This is a genomic window from Halovulum sp. GXIMD14793 (assembly GCF_054457435.1).
In genome coordinates, this window is record NZ_JBTLNE010000002.1 from 38422 (window position 1) to 57340 (window position 18919).

Consider the following 18919-nt stretch of genomic DNA (forward strand, 5'->3'; position numbering starts at 1 on the left):
CTTTCATGCAGGTAACGCCGGAGGTCCGACCATGCCTGCACCACTTGCGCCCATTGCCGCCACCGCCTTGCGCCTTGGCACCGTTGTTGCGGTGACTTGGGTCATCGCGCGCCGGGCCGAGCAAAAGCCCAAGCATGTCTGGCGCGAGGCCGCACTTGATGACTGCCCGGAAGGAGTTGAGATCACCAAAGACAAAAGTGAGGCCGAACAAAACCTGCACGGCAACGCGCGGCTGACCCGGCATATGCCGCTGCCCGGTGGCAAGGTGCTTGAGGTTGATCTTGCGTCCATCACCCGCATCCGGCTGCGCTGGCGGTGATTTGTTGCGCCGCAGCAACAGTACCGCCCGCCTTGCCGTAGGGTGATATCATTGCTGGACACGAATCGCCCCACTGAACTAAACACCGCCTCCCGTCACTGACGGACCACATCCTAGCGGTCAGGGTTTTCGTCCCTGCCGGTGCGGTCGGCCCTGCCGGTCCCGTATGCCAGGGGTGCGATGTTGAGAGGGGATTTGGATTGTAGCTCAGGGGTAGAGCACCGGTGTGTCATCCGGCGGTCGGAGGTTCGAGTCCTTCCTATTCAGCCAAGATGTAGCTCATTTGGTAGAGCAGCAGACTGTTAATCTGTTGGTAGTGGGTTCGAGTCCCATCATCAAGCTGGCCTTACAAGCCAGATCCGCCCGAAAGGGCTTTGCATTTGGGTTCCGGGACCGGTCTTCGTGATCCGGTTTCCGACCCCGACGCCCCGAAAGGGGCCGACGGTAAGGGACCCGGCTCACCCTGGCTTCGCGCCGGTGAGCAGATGACGGACACGGCCGGTGCAGGCCAGGCAAGGGCGGTTTCGATCACCTGCGCCCCGCCCGCGCCGCCCAAATCCCGCTCGCTGCTCTGCCCGCGTGTCGTTAGGCGAAGGGCCGGTTCCGGGCTCATTCAACCGCCCCGTTTCGGGGCCCCAACCCAAGGCCCAAACGGGCATCACTTAAGGAGAATGACGCGCATGCGTTAGCGAAAGAAAAGGATGTGAACAATGATAGAATTGATTGAACGGCTTATGGGTCAGCGCCGGGTTACGGTGCAGGAAAACCAGCGGGTGATCTTGCTGGAAAAGGGAAAGTTCAAGGATATCCTTGGCGCCGGTGAACACCGGATCGAGGTGCGCGATACGCGCGTCGATATCCATGACCTCAATACGCCATGGTTCACCTCCGATCTTCGCGATGCGCTTTTTCGTGCGCGGCCCGATCTGGCCGAACAGCACCTGCTGGACATTGTCGCTGGCAAGGATGAGGTGATCGTCGTTTTGCGCGACGGTCAGTTCAGCCGCCTGATGCGGCCGGAAAACCGGGTCACCGTCTGGAAAGACACCGGCCCGTGGGAGTTGCAGCGGATTGATATCAGCGAAACGCTGGATATCGAACCGGCACTGGCCAACCGGCTGGCGCGGGCTCGGATCACCGAAAGCGTCTCCTCGTTCGAGGTCGCCGACGGTTCTGTCGGGTTGCTGACCGTCGATAACCGCTTCGACCGGCTGCTTGAGGCTGGTGTCCACCGGTTCTGGAATGTCGGCCGCAAACTGGCAGTCCGGGTCGTCGATACCCGCTGGCGGGCGCATGAGGTCACCGGTCAGGAAATCCTGACCGCCGACCGCGTCACCCTGCGGGTGAACCTGTCGGCGGATTTCCGGGTGACCGATCCAGTGAAAGCGGCCAACGCGGTAAAGGACTTCGAAGAAGCCCTGCACCGGGCGCTGCAATTCGCCTTCCGCAAAACGCTGGGCGCGCGCAAGCTTGACCAGCTGCTTTCGGAAAAGGTCTCGGTCGATGCCGAGGCTGCGGATCAGGTCCGGACCGAAATGGCCGAGATTGGCCTGGAGGTCGGTGCCATCAGCCTGAAGGATGTTATCCTGCCAGGTGAGATGCGCGATATCCTGAACGCGGTGGTTCAGGCCGAGAAAGAGGCCGAGGCCAACGTGATCCGGCGGCGCGAGGAAACCAACGCCACCCGGTCGCTGCTCAACACCGCCAAGGTGATGGCCGAAAACCCGGTCATGCTGCGGCTGAAAGAGCTGGAGGCGTTGGAAAGCATCGCCGGCAAGGTCGAACGCCTGACCGTCCATAACGGGACCGAAGGGCTGATGACTGATCTGGTCAAACTTCGCGACTGACCCCTGCCCCGCCCGGGAAACCGGGCGGGGTTTTCTGCATTTTTTCTGGCATTTTGAACCTCTTGCGCTCTGTAAGCGACCCATTCACAGTTTGGCACATAAGCTGCCGCAATGGGGACACCATCGGAATTGGATACCTTCAAATGCGCAGGGCAAACTCTGCGCAGTTCCGATGGCCAGAAGGAGAAGAAGTATGAATTTCAGTATGTCCGTCGCGTTCGACATCATGCGCAAAACCGCGCCCTTCATCGCATTTCGTGCACTGGTCTATTTCGGAATTGCCGTTGCCTATGTTCTTGCAACCGGCGCCGGAGCTGGGATCGGCTGGGGTGTTGGAGCCTTTGGGGACGATGACTTCCGCGTCTCCAGTACATTCTGGGGCGGCGCACTTGGCTTTGGGACAACCGCCGGTATCCTGTATTTCCTGCGCGAATACGTGCTTTACATGGTCAAGGCCGGACATATCGCCGTGATGGTAGAACTGCTGGAGGGCCGCGATCTGCCCATCGGGCGCGCCCAGATTGACCACGCGCAAAAAATTGTGCGCGCACGGTTTGGCGAAGCCAATATCCTGTTTGGCATCGACCAGCTGGTCAAAGGCGTGATCCGCGCCGTCACCGGCCTGCTTGAGGGCATTGCCTCGCTGCTGCCGATCCCGGGCCTCGACAAGGCCATGCAACTGGTGCGGGCCTATCTGCGCGTTGCCATTGGTCTGCTGGATGAGGTTATCCTGGCCCATAACATCCGCACCAACTCGCAAAACCCGTATCATTCCGCGCAGGAGGCCTTGGTGCTTTACAGCCAGAACGCCAAACCCATGCTGATTTCCGCGGCCTGGATCACGGCCATCTCCTATGGTCTGGCCTTTGTCGTCTTCCTGCTGATGCTCGCCCCGGCAGCAGGGGTGGTCTATCTGATCCCCGGCGCCTGGTCGGCAGGCGGATTTGTCTTTGCCCTGCTGTTCGCCTGGGCCGTCAAAGCAGCCCTGATCGAACCCTTCGCCATTGCGTGCCTGCTGCAGGCCTTCTTTAAGGTGACCGATGGGCAGGAGCCTAAACCCGAATGGATGGCCAAGCTGCAAAGCGCATCGGCAAAGTTCCGGGCGCTGGGAGAAAAGGCCGCCGCCTGGGTCGGCCTGACATCCCCGGAACCTGCAGAGGCCAAGCCGCAACCGGCAGCGACCGAAGCGTAAGCACAGCCAACAGGCACAAAGAACGCGGCGGCCCTGCGACCCTCACCAGCAAAGGTTAGGGTCGTCAGGCCGCCGCATCTAGTTCAAATTGCCCTCATAGCTGATAGTATCCCGCTTCAGTTTCGGCGCAACAAAACCCGATATGGGACCGACCTCCCTGATCTTATGCCCTAAATATCCCACGCGACCTCGCGCGGGGCTTTTCGGGCTCGAAACCGGCGGGACCTTGACCATGCACCTCAGCGGACAGGGCAGGCCAATCACTCCGAACCGTGCGTAGATGATCACAGCCACAAACTCCTTGTTGTGGGACGTCACCTATGTTTGGCTTTATGCGGGGACTTGGTGAACATGGGCGCGAAGACGATGGGCATCAGGCGCTGACTGAAGGAGAAAACTGATGGGCGGGCTTCTTGAGATTATTGACGATGCGCTTTACCACTCCATCGATCTGATGCCCGAAAGCTGCACGTGTGAGGATGCCAACCGCGCGGTCACAAAAGCAATTTCGGATGAGCGCGAACGGGTAAGTGCTGCAAGCGAAGAGGCAATGTTCGCTTCCGGAGAGGGATACGACGGAAAAAAGTTGACTGGTGGGGCGGGCTGCGGGCCAAGATACCGGAAGAGTTGCTGCCGAAGCGACTGATCCTGAAGGCCGGGGATCGCATCCCTGATATCTATTCCGGCTGGGGAATCACACTGGTCAGCCAGGCATTTCGCGAGGTTATCGAAGAGTTTGACAAGGATATTAACCAGTTCGTACCGGTAGAGATTGTTCTGGCCGATGGCAGCCCGTATCCGCGTCAGCAATTCTTTTATTTTCAATGCCGCCAGCCGCTGAATACAATTGATCCGGAAAGCCATCCGACGATCAAAGAGTCTGTCGACCAGGGCAGTGCAGGGCCCGAAAATCTGAGCGGGTTATTGATATACCGCGATACAGAGGGTTTTTCAGTGTTCGCGGATCGTATGAACGGGGCCGGGATCTGGCGGGAAATGCGCAGCCCAAATTATCGTTTCATGTCCGATGCGTTGATCGCGCGGCTGAAAGAAAAAGGCTGCAACGGCTGGGACATACGCCCGCACTTTAACGAAGTCTGACTTCATCCCTTCCCTCGTTGGGTTACCCCATGACTGGCAGTAGGGCCACAAGGCTTCTTATGCCGTTTTCTGCGCCAAAGACCGATTTCCATGTTTAGCATCATGCGAAACACTTGGCTGCTAACACTCCGGCCAAACACACGGCACATGGCGGATCGCCGCACTATGCAGCCCGGATTACGCACCCGTTGCCACGCGTTCCGCACCACATTGCGAGGCGATTGTAACATCCACCCTACCGCCAGTATCGTTCGCGTGAGCAGCCCTATACGGCGGCATCGCGACCTTCTATATGGTCTGACAACGTCATTCTTATTCGGAGACCGCAGCCCATGTCTGACACCCGCCACACTCGCCTTCTGATCATTGGTTCCGGCCCGGCGGGCTATACCGCTGGCGTCTATGCCGCGCGTGCGATGCTGAACCCTATACTGGTGCAAGGGATCGAACCCGGTGGGCAATTGACCACCACCACAGAGGTAGAGAACTGGCCCGGCGACACAGAGGTTCAGGGGCCGGAATTGATGAAACGCATGGAAGAGCACGCCGCCGCAATGGGGACGGAGATCATCTCGGACTATATCTCATCGCTCGACCTTGGCGTGCGGCCCTTCGTGGCAAAGGGCGACACCGGCACCACATACACAGCGGATGCGGTGGTGCTGGCGACCGGCGCGCAGGCCAAATGGCTGGGCCTGCCCTCCGAAGAAAAGTTCAAGGGGTTTGGCGTGTCGGCCTGTGCGACCTGCGATGGGTTCTTCTATCGCGGCCAGGAGATCGTTGTCGTCGGCGGCGGCAATACAGCCGTGGAAGAGGCGCTGTTTCTGACCAATTTCGCCTCGAAGGTCACGCTGATCCATCGCCGTGACACATTGCGCGCCGAGAAGATCCTGCAAGACCGTTTGTTCAAGAACCCAAAGATCGAACCCCTGTGGTTCCATACGCTGGAAGAGGTGGTCGGAACCGATGACCCGTTGGGGGTTGAAGCCGTGCGCGTCAAGCATGTCGACACTGGCGAGATGACCGAGATTCCCTGCAAGGGCGTGTTTATCGCCATCGGCCACGCGCCGTCCTCGGAACTGGTCAAGGACCAGCTTGATCTGCATATGGGCGGCTATGTGAAGGTGAAACCAGGCACGACGGAAACCTCCATCCCTGGGGTGTTTGCTGCTGGCGACCTGACCGATCATGTCTATCGGCAGGCCGTGACCAGTGCCGGAATGGGCTGTATGGCCGCTCTGGACGCCGAAAGATGGTTGGCCGAGAACACCGACTGATCCGGGCAGCCATTGACGGGAACACCCTCCTCCTGCTCTCATCTCCGGATGCAGGTTCTTCACGATGTGTTCTCCGATGATGCAGTCGCTCACCCCCTTCCGGGCACCCGCCCGATGCAGGCGGGCGATTGGTTGCGCCGCGATACATGTTTCGCCGAACAGATGGCCCTGCGCGACACGCTGATCGCGGAACACCGCGATGCGGTCATCGCTATGCGCGCCCCCGGCAGCAGACGCCGTGGAGAAACTTCTGGGATATGTGTGCCGGGAGCTTGGAATTTCCGGCGATCAGTATGATCGGCCCGATGGTCAAAGCATCGCAATCGACACCTCAGACCCGTTGGCCAGCCGAATCTGCGGTGAAGACGCTCTGCCGTCAGCGGACGTTGCCGAACTTCAAAGAGTCCACGGCGATCCGCCTTGGCGAAATGGGGCGGCTGGAAGAGATCGCCGAGAATGGCGAGATCACCCACACGTCGCGGGCCGAGAACGGCGAAACCATGCGCCTCAAGACCTACGCGCGTGGGCTCAATGTCAGCCGCGAGCTTCTGATTAACGACGACCTCGGAATGCTTGGGGATACGATCAGCGCCTTTGGTGAGGCCGCAGCGCAGACCGAAGCCGACATTCTGGTGGATCTGATCGTCAGCAATCCGAACCTCTCGGATGGAACGCCGGTCTTCGACGCCAGCCGGGAAAACATCGGTGCATCGGCCCTGCCGACGATCAACGCCCTGGCCTCGGCTCGGCAAGCCATGCGGACCCGCACGGGCCTGGACGGCAAGACGATCATCAGCTTGGCCCCGCGCTATGTTCTGGTGCCCGCCAATCTGGAGACCGAGGCCGAACAGGTTCTCGCTAGCATCCAGCCAAACAAGAGCGACGATGTGAACCCGTTCGGCGGCAAGCTCACGCTCCTGGTAGAGCCGAGACTCCCCGCCGACGGCACGTGGTACGTATTTTCGGACACCGCCCGTCTGGCGGCGATGCAATACGGCTACCTCTCCAGCGCCCAAGGTCCGCAGGTTCAAAGGGCAGAGGCATGGGACACTCTCGGCATGAAGTATCGGGCCTTCCTCGACTTCGGCGCGGGATGGCTCGACTGGCGGGCGGCCCATCAGGTGCCTGGGGCGTAACCCATGGTCCTGACCGCGCAAGAACGACTGACTGAGGCCCGTATTGCGCTCCACAAGCTAATGACGGGCACTCAGGCCGTGTCGCTCACCGACCAGAATGGTGAGCGTGTCGAGTATCGACCGGCGAACCGTTCGGCGCTGGCCCGCTACGTCGCGGACCTGGAAGCCGAGGTCGCGGGAGCCCGAACGCCCCCGCGCCGCATCCTCCTGAGAACAAGCAAAGGGACTTGAATCATCATGAAAAACTACATCCAACCTGGTAAGAACATCACCGTGACCGCAGAAGCCGCCGCGACCTCTGGTGACGGCGTGCGAGTCGGAACCTTGTTTGGCATTGCCTCGGGTGACGCCGAGATCGGCGACCCGCTGGTGCTGGTGACCGAAGGCGTCTTCGAGATGCCCAAGGTCGCGACCGATGACGTTGCAGTCGGAGCCGCCGTCTACTGGCGATCCAGCGACGGCCTGGTGACGACAACGGCGTCCGGCAACACGAAGGTCGGTGTGGCGATCATGGCCGCTGGCAATCCGTCCAGCGCCGTCCGCGTTCGCCTGAACGGCACCTTCTGACCCCATGACGGTCGCCCGTCATATCCCGTTGCCCCCGCCGCCCAGGCGGGGGCTGACGCGGCCCGAGGCGGCGGCCTATGTGGGCGTGAGCCCCAATTTCTTCGACTCCATGATCCGTGATGGCCTCATGCCTGGCCCCAAGCGCGTGAAAACCCGCGTGTTTTGGGACAGGCATCAACTGGACGCGGCGTTCGACTCCTTGCCCGGCGACACTCAGACCGCGCATGATGAAGGTTCCGACAACAACGATTGGGACTGATTCATGAAGCAACTTCGAAGACCACCGAAATACTGTCAGGGGATGATAGACCGGCACGGTAAACCACGCTGGTACTTTCGCCGTCCAGGCTATCCCAGACGCGCATTGCCGGGCCTGCCCTGGTCGCCGCAATTCATGGCCGAATACGCGGCTGCGATGGAAGGTGAAAAAGAGGAAGTCGGGAAGCGGCAGACCATTCCGCGAAGCGTCTCGGCCCTAATTGCCAGCTACTATCGCAGCGCCGAATACAGTGGCCTGGCAGACTCAACGAAACGCGCCGTCAGGAACATCCTCGAACGGTTTCGGGCGGAGCATGGCGACAAGCGAGTCGCGCACCTGGAGAAGCGCCACGTCCAGAAGATCATGTCCGAGAAAGCGGACACGCCAGATGCGGCGAACCGGCTCCTGCGCCTCCTGCGGACCCTCATGGCCCACGCGATTGACCTGGGCTGGCGGCGCGACGATCCGACGGCAGGTGTTAAGAAACTCCGCCATCGGTCGGCAGGATTCACGACTTGGGAAGAGGAACACATAGACGCTTTCCTGGCGCACCATGAGCCGGGGAGCCGGGCATACCTGGCGTTTTCGCTCTTGCTCTACACGGGCCAGAGACGCGGCGACGTGGTGCGTATGGGCCGTCAGCATGTGCGTGGGGGCGTCCTGACCATCACGCAACAGAAGACGGGGCAGGAGGTCAGCATCCCCATGCACCCGAACCTTCGGGCGGCCTTGGACGCCCTGCCACGCGATAACCTGACCTTCATTATGTCGGATCGCGGCAAGCCGATGACGCCCGAGGGGTTCACGAACTGGTTTCGGAAGCTGGTCAAATCCGTGGTGGATGATGACGGCCAGCGGTTGTTGCCCGAGGGGCTTTCGCCGCATGGGCTTCGCAAGGCCGCATGTCGCAGACTGGCCGAGGCCGGATGCAGCGCGCATGAGATCATGGCTATCAGCGGGCACCAGACCCTCGCGGAAGTCACACGCTACACGGTCGCGGCCAACCGAGTCCATCTGGCGAAGCGGGCGTTTGAGGCACTGGAGCGGAAGGAAAAGAGAACATAGAGTATAAAACCCGCACCAAAGTTTTACGATATTGCCCCGTAGGGCGTTGATTCTATTGGATGAAAAATTGGAATGGTGGGCGACCCTGGAATCGAACCAGGCATGGGTCTCCCCGGCGGATTTACAGTCCGCTGCCGCACCTTGCAGCACGTCGCCCTTTTCAGAAGCGCTGACTACGCAGTGAGCGCGCCGAGGTCAAGGCGTTTATCGCAGATATCGCTCGAACAGCACCATTTCATGCTCGCCATTGTTTCGGCGGTCGACCTCGGTGAAGCCGCGGCCTCGATAGTAAGCAATATTTTCGAACGCTATGACGCTGGTATAAAGCACCAATCGCAGACATTTTCTGCGAATCCCCTGCTGATCGGCATAGTCCAGCAAAGCGCGACCAACGCCCTGGCGGCGAAACTTGGCCGTGACGGCCATGTTCTCAATATGGATATCCATCCCGTCGATATGCGTGGTGATAAAGCCCCGGACCGAGTTATCGACCATATACACTGCGACCTTACCGTCGCGCACGTTCTGGCCGTGATCAAACTCCGGCACCTTGATCTTCTTGCCCAGCCGAGACACATAGGGCGCAAAGCAGGTTTGTGCCAGAAACTTGATCTGCTGGATATCGGATTCCCGCGCGGGTCTGATCATCTGAGCCTGTTCCTACAATCCGTCCCCGTCGAGACATGCCGGGGATGTTCAGCATCTGGATAGTATCATGACCGGCAAATCATCAAAGAAACCGGCTTGGGTCATTGAAAAGGAACGTGAAACCCGAAGCAAGGGGGCAGAAACCTTTTGGCTGTTCGGGTTGCACGCAGTCCGCGATGCGTTATGCAACCCGGCGCGGCAGCGACATCGGCTGGTGGTGACCAAGAATGCGGCTGATCGGCTGGCCGAGGAAATCGCTAAGGCTGAGATAACGCCGGAGATTGCTGATCCACGCCGTTTCCCGGCCCCGATTGATCCGCAGTCCGTGCATCAGGGTGCAGCGATGGAGGTCAGCCCGCTGGATTGGGGGTCTGTCTCGGAATGCTGCGCGCCGGGCGCATCGGCACCGCGTGTGCTGCTGCTGGATCGAGTCACGGACCCGCATAATGTAGGTGCAATCCTTCGGTCTGCGGAGGTTCTGGGCGCCCGTGCGGTCATTGCGCCGCATCGTCATTCCGCACCGGAAACCGGCGCTTTGGCCAAAACCGCCTCAGGCGCATTGGAACGTCAGCCGTATTTGCGGGTGCCGAACCTGGCCAATGCCATGGGAGCGCTGAAGAACATGGGTTATCATCTGATCGGCCTTGATGGTCAGGGCGACGTCGCCCTCGATGCTGCCTGCGCGGAAGCAGCCGGCGTGCCCTTGGGGCTGGTACTTGGGGCTGAGGGACCGGGTATGCGGGAGTTGACGCGTAAGACCTGTGACCGGCTGGCCCGGATTGAGGCGGCGGCGGAGTTTGCCTCGCTGAATGTCTCGAACGCGGCGGCGATCTCGCTTTATGCGGCGACGCGGTCAAACCAGTAGCGAATAAGACAAGCGATTCACGAAAATGTTTCGCGATGCTGGGGCGGATTTCACCTGATTTTCGCGGCGTGCTCTGTTAAGATGTTCTCAGAGCAGCAAGAAAGGTCAAAAAGACCATGATTACCAGACGTCACAGCCTGGCCCTTTTGGGTGCAGGCCTTGCCACCCCGCTTATGTCCGAAACCCTATATCTCGATGGCCTTGGTGTGGCCATCAAGGGCTATGACCCGGTCGCGTTCTTCCGCGATGAGGCTGCAGTTAAGGGTAAATTCGAGCATGAACTGATCACCGAGGAAGGCAATTGGTGGTTCTCAAACGCGGAGAACCTAAGTCATTTCCGCAGTGATCCGAAACGCTATATGCCCCAATATGGCGGGTTCTGTGCGCAGGGCATTGCCAGTGGGTTCAAACGGACAAGCAATCCGACCGTTTGGGTTCTCGTAAAGGACAAGCTTTATCTGCATTACACAATCGAAGAGCAGAACCGTTGGGCCGATGATGTGCGCGGCAATATCAGTCTGGCGAACAAGAACTGGGAGCGGTTGCGCGACCAGGCTTGAAGCTGCTTGACAGCCTACGGCTCGGGTATTGGATCGGCGGAGCGCCCCTCAGTTGTGTCAGAGGGGCAGCGCTAGGCTTTATCTTTGCCGAACCCACGTCCGATGGGCCGCCAGCCGACCAGCACCAACAGGGCAGCGGCAGCCGTCGCCACATAAAAGGGTGTGGTCAGGGCAACCGGTCTTGACCAAAGGTTTTCCGCCAGATTCACCAAAACACCGGACAGCAAAAGACCGATGGGCATCATGCCCCAGGCCAGCAGACGGTAAAGGCTGTTCACCCGCCCCAGCAGGCGGTCCGGGATTGCCCGCTGCCGGTAGGACACGGACACGGTGTTCCAGACCACGCCAGTAAACTCAAACACTGCCAGCACCAGCGCCAGTGCAATCGGCCCCGGTGCCAGCGCAATACCCAGAAAGGCCGGGGCGGATGCGGCCAGCATCCATTGCGCCGCCCGCGCCTGCCCAAGACGCACAACAATATTGCCGCCAACCCAGCCCCCCAACACACCGCCAATCGCACCGCCAGCCAGCACCAACCCATAGGCCTGCGCGCCAAGAGATAGGTTTTCCTGCGCATGCAGGATCAGGCCGATCAGCACCATGTGGAACAACAGATTCCACACGCCTGTGATCAGCGCCAGCGTGCGCAGCAAAGGGGAGGCTTTCAAAAAGTTCCACCCCTCGGCCAGTTCCCGCCGCCAGTTCCGCTCACCCGGCTCGGGTCGGAAATTCCCGGAAATACGAAGGACCAGCAGGATGGCGATACCATAGGCCAATGCGTTCGCCGCGAAGGGCAGTGGCAGATAGGCGGCGATCAGGAATGCACCCACAGCAGGGCCAAGCAGGGCGTTACCGATGAGTTCAACACTCCAAAGCCGACCATTGGCCTGTTCCAATTGTTCGGGCGGAACCAGCGCTGGCATCATGGTCTGGGCCGCGTTGTCGCGAAACACCTCCGCCCCGCCCACCACAAGTGCTGCAGCCAGCAGCAAAGCAAACAGCGGCACCGAGGACACCCCCTCTGCCGGGGCTTCGGCAAGCGGCATCGCCAGAATGACCGACACTGCGACAGCCACAAACCCAAGGGCGCGCAGCATATCCATCCATAGGATCAAACGGCGGCGGTCCACACGGTCCGTGATGACACCTGCGGGAATGGCGAACAAAAACCAGGGCAGACGCAGGGCAACAGGGATCAAAGCAATCAGGAATGGGTCACGCGTCAGATATGAGGCAAGCCAAGCCCAGGCGACCGTCGCAATGCCATCGGCAAGGTTGGTCAATCCGCTGGCCGCGATGAAAGTAGGCAGGACACGCATGGCCCTTGCAGATCATTCATTTAATGGTGAGGCAAGCGCGAAATGCTTATCCCCGCAACGTCGCCCCATTGCCAAGCCTGTGCCGCTGGCCTAGCGTGCCGCCGCACTCTAGTCAGGGGATATTGAAATGAGCGACGCACCTAAACTTGGCTTCGACACTTTGCAGATTCATGCGGGGGCCAAGCCCGACCCCGCAACCGGCGCCCGTCAGGTGCCGATCTATCAGACCACAGCCTATGTCTTCCGCGATGCGGCCCATGCAGCCGCTTTGTTCAACCTGCAGGAAGTTGGCTATATCTATTCCCGCCTGACCAACCCGACGGTTGGCGCGTTGCAGGAACGGGTCGCGACGTTGGAGGGCGGCGTCGGTGCGGTTGGCTGTTCCTCGGGCCATGCCGCGCAGATCATGGCACTGTTCCCGCTGATGGGACCGGGCAGCAATGTCGTCGCCTCGACCCGGCTTTACGGCGGGACGGTCACGCAGTTCTCGCAAACTATCAAACGCTTTGGCTGGTCGGCCAAGTTTGTCGATCTTGACGATGCGGCGGCGGTTGAGGCTGCGATAGACGACAACACAAAGGCAATCTTTGCAGAGTCGATCTGTAACCCCGGCGGCTATGTCACCGACATCCCTGCCCTGGCCGAGATTGCCAACCGCAATCAACTGCCGCTGATCATCGATAACACCTCCGCGACACCCTACCTCTGCCGTCCCATCGAACATGGCGCGCATATCGTCGTGCACTCGACCACCAAATACCTGACCGGCAACGGCACCGTGACTGGCGGCGTGGTTGTCGACAGCGGCAATTTCGACTGGACGGCGGCGGGCAAGCACCCCTCGCTGTTCGAGCCGGAACCCGCTTATCACGGTCTGAAATTCCACGAGACCTTCGGCCCGCTGGCCTTCACGTTCCACGGGATCGCCATCGGTCTGCGTGATCTGGGCATGACCATGTCGCCCACCACCGCCTTCCAGACCCTTCTGGGCATTGAAACCCTGTCCCTGCGCATGCAGCGCCATGTCGAGAATGCGGTGAAACTTGCCGAATGGCTAGAAAACGACGACCGGATAGAGGCGGTAACCTATGCCGGTCTGGCCTCTTCGCCCTATGCGGACCGAGCGAAGCGGCTGTATCCGAAGGGTGCTGGCGCGCTGTTCACCTTTGCGGTGAAGGGAGGCTACGAGGCCTGCGTCAAGCTGGTCGATAGTCTTGAGATCTTCAGCCATGTCGCCAATCTGGGCGATACCCGCTCGCTGATCATCCACTCGGCCTCCACCACTCACCGGCAGTTGACCGAAGATCAGCAGATCGCCGCCGGCGCTGCCCCGAATGTGGTCCGCGTGTCCATCGGGATCGAGGACGCCGCCGACCTGATCGCCGATCTGGATCAGGCGCTGAGCAAGGCAACGGCCTAAGAAACCAATGACGCAGTGCCTTTCCAAGGTGCTGCGTCGGGCCTCTGTGCTTTCCAACAACGTCATGCGCCGTGCCGCATGGATCACTTCGGACACCTGTTAACACGTTGAGCTGCAGCAACGTTAAGTCCCAGCGACCTAACACACACATCCGGAATTTCAGTCGGCTATCAACCTTTACAGCAGCCGATAATATCCGGGTGGTTGGCACAACAATCATTGAGCAAGAAGGACACAAGCTCGCCCATCTGTTCGCTGTTCAGCGTATACACCACGTGGCGCGACTTCTTTTTCGAGGTCACCAACTGCGCCTGTTCAAGTGTACTGAGATGAAAGGACGCGCGTGAGGAGGACGCATTCACGAACGCTGCGATCTCACCTGCTGATGCGCCTTCGGGTAGTTTCTGAACCAGAAAACGCACAATTTGCAGCCGCGTTCCATCGGAAAGCGCCTGCATCATCTTTAACACTGTATCTTCGTGAATGTGCACGCTGCCTCCTGATTGGGCTTGCTTAGCAGGGTCCGAAAGTGATGGTCCAGAACATTTATTCAATAACTCTTGAATTATTGAGATATCAGCGCTAACTCCACCCGTTAACGCAGCTTCCGCATCATAAGGCTCAACCCGAGCAATTGGACACCATAATGACGCAAGACATGCCACATCTTATCGAAGATGCCATAGATACCCCCTCGCTTGAGCAACTTGAGGTCAGCCAACCCTCGTCCCATCCGCCACGCATTCTGCTGCTTTATGGTTCGCTTCGAAAACGGTCTTTCAGCAGGCTGGCCACAGAAGAATGTGCCCGTATCCTTGAAAAGTTCGGCTGCGACGTGCGCACCTTCGATCCGCGTGGCCTACCGTTGGTCAGCGACGAAGATGAGGATCATCCGAAGGTTAAGGAATTGCGGGAACTGGTCATCTGGTCCGAGGGCCAGGTTTGGAGTTCGCCCGAGCGTCATGGGTCCATGACCGGCGTGATGAAAACGCAGATCGACTGGTTGCCGCTGTCTGTTGGGTCCATTCGACTGACCCAGGGCAAGACACTTGCCGTTATGCAGGTCGAGGGCGGCTCGCAATCATTCAACGCAGTCAACCAGATGCGCATCCTGGGCCGCTGGATGCGGATGCTGACGATCCCGAACCAATCGTCCATTGCACGGGCTTACAATGAGTTCGATGAGGATGATCGTATTAAAAACTCCCCTTTCTATGACCGGCTTGTGGATGTGATGGAGGAACTGGTGAAGTTCACCCTTCTGGTCCGTGACCGGAAAGATCATCTGGTCGATCGGTATTCCGAGCGCAAAGCAGGGCTTCTGGCGTTGCAGAAGGATGCCGAAGACGCCCTGTCCGACCGCGCACCGAATTCAGCACAAGGCGGCGCGGATACAGAGAACGGGAACTGCGGCGGACCCAAAGACGGCGCATCGACCAAAACCTGTTGCTGACAGGCCCCTCACGCGTTGAGGCCAAGCAGGGACGGGCTTAAGTTACACGCCCTTCAAATAGCTGGTCAAAAGTCACCATTGGGAGATTTGAACCGACCTACCCATTGGTATAGCGGCCCGAAGAATGCTACCATTGCAAAGAAGGTGGCAAATTCCGGGCAAGTTCTTTATGCTTGTGGGATAATTTCGCAAATCTCTCGGCATTGGAACCGGAGATTGCAGAGGTATTGGTGGCTTGATGGGGCTGATATGGCGCTGACAGACGCGACGAATAACCCGACGGGGCTTGCCGCGGATTATGCCGTTGATCTGTCGCGCAACGGCATCAGCCTCTATGAACGTGTGGACGCAACCGGTTGGAAACTGATCGAAACCGTGCCGCTTCAGGTCGGCGCTCTGGCCAAAAACCTTGAACATCTGAAGCTTCTGGCTGGCGGGCGCGATGGCATCTCGCCGCTGGTCGAGGTCTGGCTGCCGCAGGATCAGGTCAAGGTCTGCTGTATCGATTTTGACGCGGCCTCCTCGATGGAAGACGCGGTGTTTATGGCGTTTGAAGCCGCGGGTGCCGCCGATCCCCTGTCGATGAGCTACGATTTCCAGCCACAACTGGCGGATGGAACCACACCAGTGGCCGGGATCCCGGCGGATGTGTTGCGCGAAGCCCGGGATTTCCTTCAGGCGCATGGGTTTGAAACCGGGCTATATACCACCGCAGAATTGCCCGAGAACTTTGCCCGCCCGCCAGAATTTCCGCTGCTGGACCAGCCGCCAGTCGAAGCGCCTGCCGCGCCTGCTGCGGTCGCGCCGACGACCAAAACGGAACGGCCCGCGCCCCCAAAACCGGCGCCCAAGACAACGCCATCACCAAAGACATCCAGTCCAGCCGACCAGCCCTTACAGGCCCCTGCAGCCAATCCACTGTCCAAAGCTGCAAAAACCTGCCGCCCCGGCGCGGTCCGACCGATCGCCACCAAACCATTAACAGCGCCCGAGGCCAGGCCCCGCCCCGATCTTACGGCCTCGCTCAAGGTCAAGGCAAAGCAAACCACCCCGCTGGGTGCCAAGATGTTCGCCGGGGTGACCGTGGCGGCAATGGTCGGATTGGGCGTCGTTGGCCTGCCGATGTTGATGTCACCAGCCGATACACGGCACTTGCCCGGTGACCGGGCCCAGAGCGCTTCGACTTTGGAGACACCCCCGGCAGACACCTCTGCCGGGATTGGCCTGTCGCCGGTTGCGCGGCTGTATCAGATCGACGGCCCTGCGGATCTGCAGGGCCTGAACCGCGATGTGGCGGGGGCCGAGATGCAGCCAATCGTGCCCGAGGCTGACAGTTTCGATGCGCTGATCCGGCCCGATCTGCCACCCGCACCGGGAATCGGCGATTTGACCACCACCCTGCCCAACCTGGCAGCGGCGCAGCAGGCTGGCACCCTGCAACCGATTGAATTCAGCGACACTCTGGTGTTGCTGGACCGGTTCAAGGCCGATGTCATGACTTCGGCCATCGCACCGCCCTTGCCGGACGAAGATGTCGTAACAGACCATTGGCCCGATGTTCTGGCACTGCCCGGCCGCGCGGTTTTGCCCGCAGCGGTAGAGCGGATTGATCCGACCCTGCGCTTTGGCCGGTTTGCCGGTGCCGTGCAAACGATCCCCGATGCACTCGGTGCCTCGATGACGCCGGATGGTGTAGAGCCGGTGTCCGTTGGTCGTCCTGAGGGCGAGGATATCCGGCCGGGGCTGCCTGTCCCGGTTTCGCGCAGTGATCTGGCGCTGAACCTAGGCAGCTTTCTTGGCCAGGTGCAGACCGAGACCAACGCACCACGCCGTGTTGTTTCCGTAGATGAAACAACAGTGACACGGGTGGCCATGCTGGATCAGAACAGCGGGCGGCAAGCAGTACAGCCCTTGCCCATGCTGCGCGACGATCCTGCCCTACTGTTCTTGCGCTTTGAAGGTAAGGTACAGACAGTTCCGAGTGGCATCCATGAGCTGGCCCCCGTGAGTGTCGCTGACCGGCGTGTGCCGCGGGTTGGTGCCGCGCTCGATAGCGTCCTGTCGACCAAGACCCCGGCATTCGCGTCACGCATTGATCCCGCGCATGGTCTTGAGCGGTTCGAAGGGCAGGTTGCACTGGCAGCTGACATCCTGTCTCCAGACAATCAGACCCATCTGTTGCCCGCGCCACAGCTGCACGCCCAACCGCTTGATACAGATCCGGTCCGACTGGCCATGGCCTTACCAACGGATGATCCGACAACCCGCCTGACGGCTTTTACAGCCGCCGTGCAATCAGTGATCGGCGGTCTAGGCACGACGCGCACTGCACTGCGGTTCGATGAATCCTCCGGCTCTCCGTCTGCAGTGACACCGATACAGGTCATACCGCCCGGGCAACTTGATCTGGTGGACCGCAGCAGTGTTGATGAGATCCTGGCCCACGCCCGCATTCTTGAGCCTGTGGCGGGCACCGCCCCGTCAGAGGATGCGCTTGCGGCGAACGGCTTTGCCCTGCCGGTCACGGTATCGAGCAAATCGCCGGAGATTGAGGTGGCAGCGCTGCAGTTGGGCGATGAGGCCCCGGTTCCCGCTGCTGTACTTGACCTGCCGAACCAGATTGCCTTGGCTGAGCCGGGGCGCTCTATCCTTGATGGTGGCCTGATCAGCCCGGACCTTGATACATCCACTGGGGCCGTCACTGGGTTGACGCATCTTGCGGCGCGACCAGCGGCGGAGCCTGCCATGGTTCTGGCCGCCCTGAGCGGCGGACATGATCAGCCGTTGCCGCAGCAGGCCTTGCCGCCCGGCTTGCCGGATCCGACCCGCAGTGTAACGCCCGATCATGTGCTGGTGATCACAAGCCGCCCGGACATCCTGCCCGCCATGCGCCCGCCTGTGCCGCAGGCCGAGGCGATAGAGGTGGCCGCTGTCGCGGATACCGGAATAGAGGCCGATGCGGGCCGCGCCGATACCACCCTGACGCCGCAGCCCGAGGATGTCCTGGCCGCCGTAACCGCTGCGCAAGGAACCGATGGTGCCGAAACTACTCCGGCCGAAGACAGCCCGGGTGTCGAGGTCGCACTCGCCCCGACCGAGCGACCGGAAGATCCGCTTGTTGCTGTCATTTCGGAGCGCCCGGATATTGTGCCCCCGGTCCGGCCCGCAGGATCGGCAGCAAACGTATCCGAACCTGACGACACGGCAGAGGCTGGGAAAAAACACGTCTCGGACAAAGGTGTCCTGATCGTTGCGGCCCTGCCCCCGATTGTTCCGCCGAACCGGTTTGGCGCCAAGAATGCCGATGACAGCACCGTTATGGTGATGGAACCGACGCAAGATCAGCTGGAAGCGGCGGCGCTGGCCATCAAAACCAAACGGGAGGGCGATCTCGCCCCGACCAGTTTTGCACTATCCAAAGCATCAGCCCCACTGAACCGCCCCAAGGGTATGGCCGAGGCCTATGAGCAGCGGGAAGAGGAACTGGCCAGCCTGCTACCCTCTGATATCGCCCTTGCGACGGCGGAGAGCCCACGATCGCGGCCCAGCAACCTGAAGGTGGTTGCGCCAAGACCCGGGGTGACACCGAATGTGCAGATCAAATCCTCGACCTATGCGCCGGGGCCGCAACTGCCGACCGTGGCCAATGTGGCACGGGCAGCGACCATTTCCAATGCGCTACCAATGCGGGAAATGACGCTGATCGGCGTGTTCGGGGCAACCAAGAACCGGCACGCACTGATCCGGTTGCCGGGCGGCAAGATGGTGAAGGTGGCCACAGGTGATACAGTGCGCGGATATCAGGTTACGGCAATCTCTGCCGATGCCATCCGTTTGAACCGGCGCGGCAAGGACACCTTGCTGGTCATTCCCGACTGAGCGCACACCTCA

At 60.3% G+C, this 18919-nt stretch carries 19 protein-coding genes and 2 tRNA genes; 17 read left to right on the forward strand and 4 right to left on the reverse strand.

Annotation, left to right across the window (positions count from 1 at the left end):
* The first annotated feature begins 31 nt into the window (after positions 1-31).
* The 12 genes from ACW9UQ_RS00390 to ACW9UQ_RS00445 all read left to right on the forward strand — a co-directional run bounded on the left by ACW9UQ_RS00390 (position 32) and on the right by ACW9UQ_RS00445 (position 8763).
* On the forward strand, positions 32-319 hold the full coding sequence (locus ACW9UQ_RS00390) for a hypothetical protein (RefSeq protein ID WP_458929006.1): 288 nt from the start codon (positions 32-34) through the stop codon (positions 317-319).
* Between the two features lie 196 nt (positions 320-515).
* Positions 516-589, forward strand: a tRNA-OTHER gene (locus ACW9UQ_RS00395).
* 440 nt (positions 590-1029) lie between these two features.
* The gene (locus ACW9UQ_RS00400; protein WP_458929007.1) at positions 1030-2166 is read left to right on the forward strand and encodes a slipin family protein; all 1137 of its coding nucleotides are present in this window, start codon (positions 1030-1032) and stop codon (positions 2164-2166) included.
* A 193-nt stretch (positions 2167-2359) separates the two neighbouring features.
* Positions 2360-3358 carry a hypothetical protein gene (locus tag ACW9UQ_RS00405; protein ID WP_458929008.1) on the forward strand — a complete coding sequence of 333 codons (999 nt, stop codon included), beginning with the start codon at positions 2360-2362 and terminating at the stop codon, positions 3356-3358.
* 400 nt (positions 3359-3758) lie between these two features.
* Positions 3759-4004, forward strand: a complete 246-nt coding sequence (locus tag ACW9UQ_RS00410) for a hypothetical protein (RefSeq protein WP_458929009.1) — start codon at positions 3759-3761, stop codon at positions 4002-4004.
* A complete protein-coding gene (locus ACW9UQ_RS00415; protein WP_458929010.1) occupies positions 3986-4459 on the forward strand; it encodes an imm11 family protein in 474 nt (157 codons plus the stop codon). The genes ACW9UQ_RS00410 and ACW9UQ_RS00415 overlap by 19 nt, the downstream gene beginning before the upstream one ends.
* Positions 4460-4791: 332 nt before the next feature.
* Positions 4792-5736 carry a thioredoxin-disulfide reductase gene (trxB, locus tag ACW9UQ_RS00420; protein ID WP_458929011.1) on the forward strand — a complete coding sequence of 315 codons (945 nt, stop codon included), beginning with the start codon at positions 4792-4794 and terminating at the stop codon, positions 5734-5736.
* A gap of 293 nt (positions 5737-6029) precedes the next feature.
* A complete protein-coding gene (locus tag ACW9UQ_RS00425) occupies positions 6030-6872 on the forward strand; it encodes a phage major capsid protein (RefSeq protein ID WP_458929012.1) in 843 nt (280 codons plus the stop codon).
* A gap of 3 nt (positions 6873-6875) precedes the next feature.
* Entirely contained in the window at positions 6876-7103 is a 228-nt protein-coding gene (gene gpW / locus ACW9UQ_RS00430; RefSeq protein WP_458929013.1) for a gpW family head-tail joining protein, read from the forward strand.
* A gap of 6 nt (positions 7104-7109) precedes the next feature.
* The gene (locus ACW9UQ_RS00435; protein ID WP_458929014.1) at positions 7110-7439 is read left to right on the forward strand and encodes a DUF2190 family protein; all 330 of its coding nucleotides are present in this window, start codon (positions 7110-7112) and stop codon (positions 7437-7439) included.
* 4 nt (positions 7440-7443) lie between these two features.
* The gene (locus tag ACW9UQ_RS00440; RefSeq protein ID WP_458929015.1) at positions 7444-7698 is read left to right on the forward strand and encodes a helix-turn-helix transcriptional regulator; all 255 of its coding nucleotides are present in this window, start codon (positions 7444-7446) and stop codon (positions 7696-7698) included.
* 3 nt (positions 7699-7701) lie between these two features.
* The gene (locus tag ACW9UQ_RS00445) at positions 7702-8763 is read left to right on the forward strand and encodes a tyrosine-type recombinase/integrase (RefSeq protein WP_458929016.1); all 1062 of its coding nucleotides are present in this window, start codon (positions 7702-7704) and stop codon (positions 8761-8763) included.
* A gap of 73 nt (positions 8764-8836) precedes the next feature.
* Here ACW9UQ_RS00445 and ACW9UQ_RS00450 read toward each other — a convergent pair.
* Both ACW9UQ_RS00450 and ACW9UQ_RS00455 read right to left on the reverse strand, forming a co-directional pair.
* A tRNA-Tyr gene (locus ACW9UQ_RS00450) sits at positions 8837-8920 on the reverse strand.
* 47 nt (positions 8921-8967) lie between these two features.
* Positions 8968-9411: a GNAT family N-acetyltransferase gene (locus tag ACW9UQ_RS00455; protein ID WP_458929017.1), complete on the reverse strand. Its 444-nt coding sequence runs from the start codon at positions 9409-9411 to the stop codon at positions 8968-8970.
* 67 nt (positions 9412-9478) lie between these two features.
* Here ACW9UQ_RS00455 and rlmB point away from each other — a divergent pair, with 67 nt between their 5' ends.
* Both rlmB and ACW9UQ_RS00465 read left to right on the forward strand, forming a co-directional pair.
* A complete protein-coding gene (gene rlmB, locus ACW9UQ_RS00460) occupies positions 9479-10276 on the forward strand; it encodes a 23S rRNA (guanosine(2251)-2'-O)-methyltransferase RlmB (protein ID WP_458929018.1) in 798 nt (265 codons plus the stop codon).
* Between the two features lie 116 nt (positions 10277-10392).
* The gene (locus ACW9UQ_RS00465) at positions 10393-10836 is read left to right on the forward strand and encodes a YHS domain-containing (seleno)protein (RefSeq protein WP_458929019.1); all 444 of its coding nucleotides are present in this window, start codon (positions 10393-10395) and stop codon (positions 10834-10836) included.
* Between the two features lie 71 nt (positions 10837-10907).
* Here the strand turns inward: ACW9UQ_RS00465 and ACW9UQ_RS00470 are convergent, their stop codons facing one another.
* On the reverse strand, positions 10908-12155 hold the full coding sequence (locus ACW9UQ_RS00470) for an MFS transporter (protein WP_458929020.1): 1248 nt from the start codon (positions 12153-12155) through the stop codon (positions 10908-10910).
* A gap of 127 nt (positions 12156-12282) precedes the next feature.
* Here ACW9UQ_RS00470 and ACW9UQ_RS00475 point away from each other — a divergent pair, with 127 nt between their 5' ends.
* The gene (locus ACW9UQ_RS00475) at positions 12283-13575 is read left to right on the forward strand and encodes an O-acetylhomoserine aminocarboxypropyltransferase/cysteine synthase family protein (protein WP_458929021.1); all 1293 of its coding nucleotides are present in this window, start codon (positions 12283-12285) and stop codon (positions 13573-13575) included.
* Between the two features lie 170 nt (positions 13576-13745).
* On the opposite strand, the gene ACW9UQ_RS00480 is transcribed toward ACW9UQ_RS00475, so the two are convergent.
* Entirely contained in the window at positions 13746-14066 is a 321-nt protein-coding gene (locus ACW9UQ_RS00480) for an ArsR/SmtB family transcription factor (RefSeq protein ID WP_458929022.1), read from the reverse strand.
* A 155-nt stretch (positions 14067-14221) separates the two neighbouring features.
* Here ACW9UQ_RS00480 and arsH point away from each other — a divergent pair, with 155 nt between their 5' ends.
* Both arsH and ACW9UQ_RS00490 read left to right on the forward strand, forming a co-directional pair.
* On the forward strand, positions 14222-15028 hold the full coding sequence (gene arsH / locus ACW9UQ_RS00485; protein ID WP_458929023.1) for an arsenical resistance protein ArsH: 807 nt from the start codon (positions 14222-14224) through the stop codon (positions 15026-15028).
* Positions 15029-15277: 249 nt separating this feature from the next.
* On the forward strand, positions 15278-18907 hold the full coding sequence (locus tag ACW9UQ_RS00490) for a hypothetical protein (RefSeq protein WP_458929024.1): 3630 nt from the start codon (positions 15278-15280) through the stop codon (positions 18905-18907).
* Positions 18908-18919: the final 12 nt, after the last annotated feature.

Bases quoted from the DNA above. Each gene is read 5' to 3' on its own strand.
- ACW9UQ_RS00390 (WP_458929006.1), top strand. From the start codon at position 32: ATGCCTGCACCACTTGCGCCCATTGCCGCCACCGCCTTGCGCCTTGGC.
- ACW9UQ_RS00400 (WP_458929007.1), top strand. From the start codon at position 1,030: ATGATAGAATTGATTGAACGGCTTATGGGTCAGCGCCGGGTTACGGTG.
- ACW9UQ_RS00405 (WP_458929008.1), top strand. From the start codon at position 2,360: ATGAATTTCAGTATGTCCGTCGCGTTCGACATCATGCGCAAAACCGCG.
- ACW9UQ_RS00410 (WP_458929009.1), top strand. From the start codon at position 3,759: ATGGGCGGGCTTCTTGAGATTATTGACGATGCGCTTTACCACTCCATC.
- trxB (WP_458929011.1), top strand. From the start codon at position 4,792: ATGTCTGACACCCGCCACACTCGCCTTCTGATCATTGGTTCCGGCCCG.
- ACW9UQ_RS00425 (WP_458929012.1), top strand. From the start codon at position 6,030: ATGATCGGCCCGATGGTCAAAGCATCGCAATCGACACCTCAGACCCGT.
- gpW (WP_458929013.1), top strand. From the start codon at position 6,876: ATGGTCCTGACCGCGCAAGAACGACTGACTGAGGCCCGTATTGCGCTC.
- ACW9UQ_RS00435 (WP_458929014.1), top strand. From the start codon at position 7,110: ATGAAAAACTACATCCAACCTGGTAAGAACATCACCGTGACCGCAGAA.
- ACW9UQ_RS00440 (WP_458929015.1), top strand. From the start codon at position 7,444: ATGACGGTCGCCCGTCATATCCCGTTGCCCCCGCCGCCCAGGCGGGGG.
- ACW9UQ_RS00445 (WP_458929016.1), top strand. From the start codon at position 7,702: ATGAAGCAACTTCGAAGACCACCGAAATACTGTCAGGGGATGATAGAC.
- ACW9UQ_RS00455 (WP_458929017.1), bottom strand. From the start codon at position 9,411: ATGATCAGACCCGCGCGGGAATCCGATATCCAGCAGATCAAGTTTCTG.
- rlmB (WP_458929018.1), top strand. From the start codon at position 9,479: ATGACCGGCAAATCATCAAAGAAACCGGCTTGGGTCATTGAAAAGGAA.
- ACW9UQ_RS00465 (WP_458929019.1), top strand. From the start codon at position 10,393: ATGATTACCAGACGTCACAGCCTGGCCCTTTTGGGTGCAGGCCTTGCC.
- ACW9UQ_RS00470 (WP_458929020.1), bottom strand. From the start codon at position 12,155: ATGCGTGTCCTGCCTACTTTCATCGCGGCCAGCGGATTGACCAACCTT.
- ACW9UQ_RS00475 (WP_458929021.1), top strand. From the start codon at position 12,283: ATGAGCGACGCACCTAAACTTGGCTTCGACACTTTGCAGATTCATGCG.
- arsH (WP_458929023.1), top strand. From the start codon at position 14,222: ATGACGCAAGACATGCCACATCTTATCGAAGATGCCATAGATACCCCC.
- ACW9UQ_RS00490 (WP_458929024.1), top strand. From the start codon at position 15,278: ATGGCGCTGACAGACGCGACGAATAACCCGACGGGGCTTGCCGCGGAT.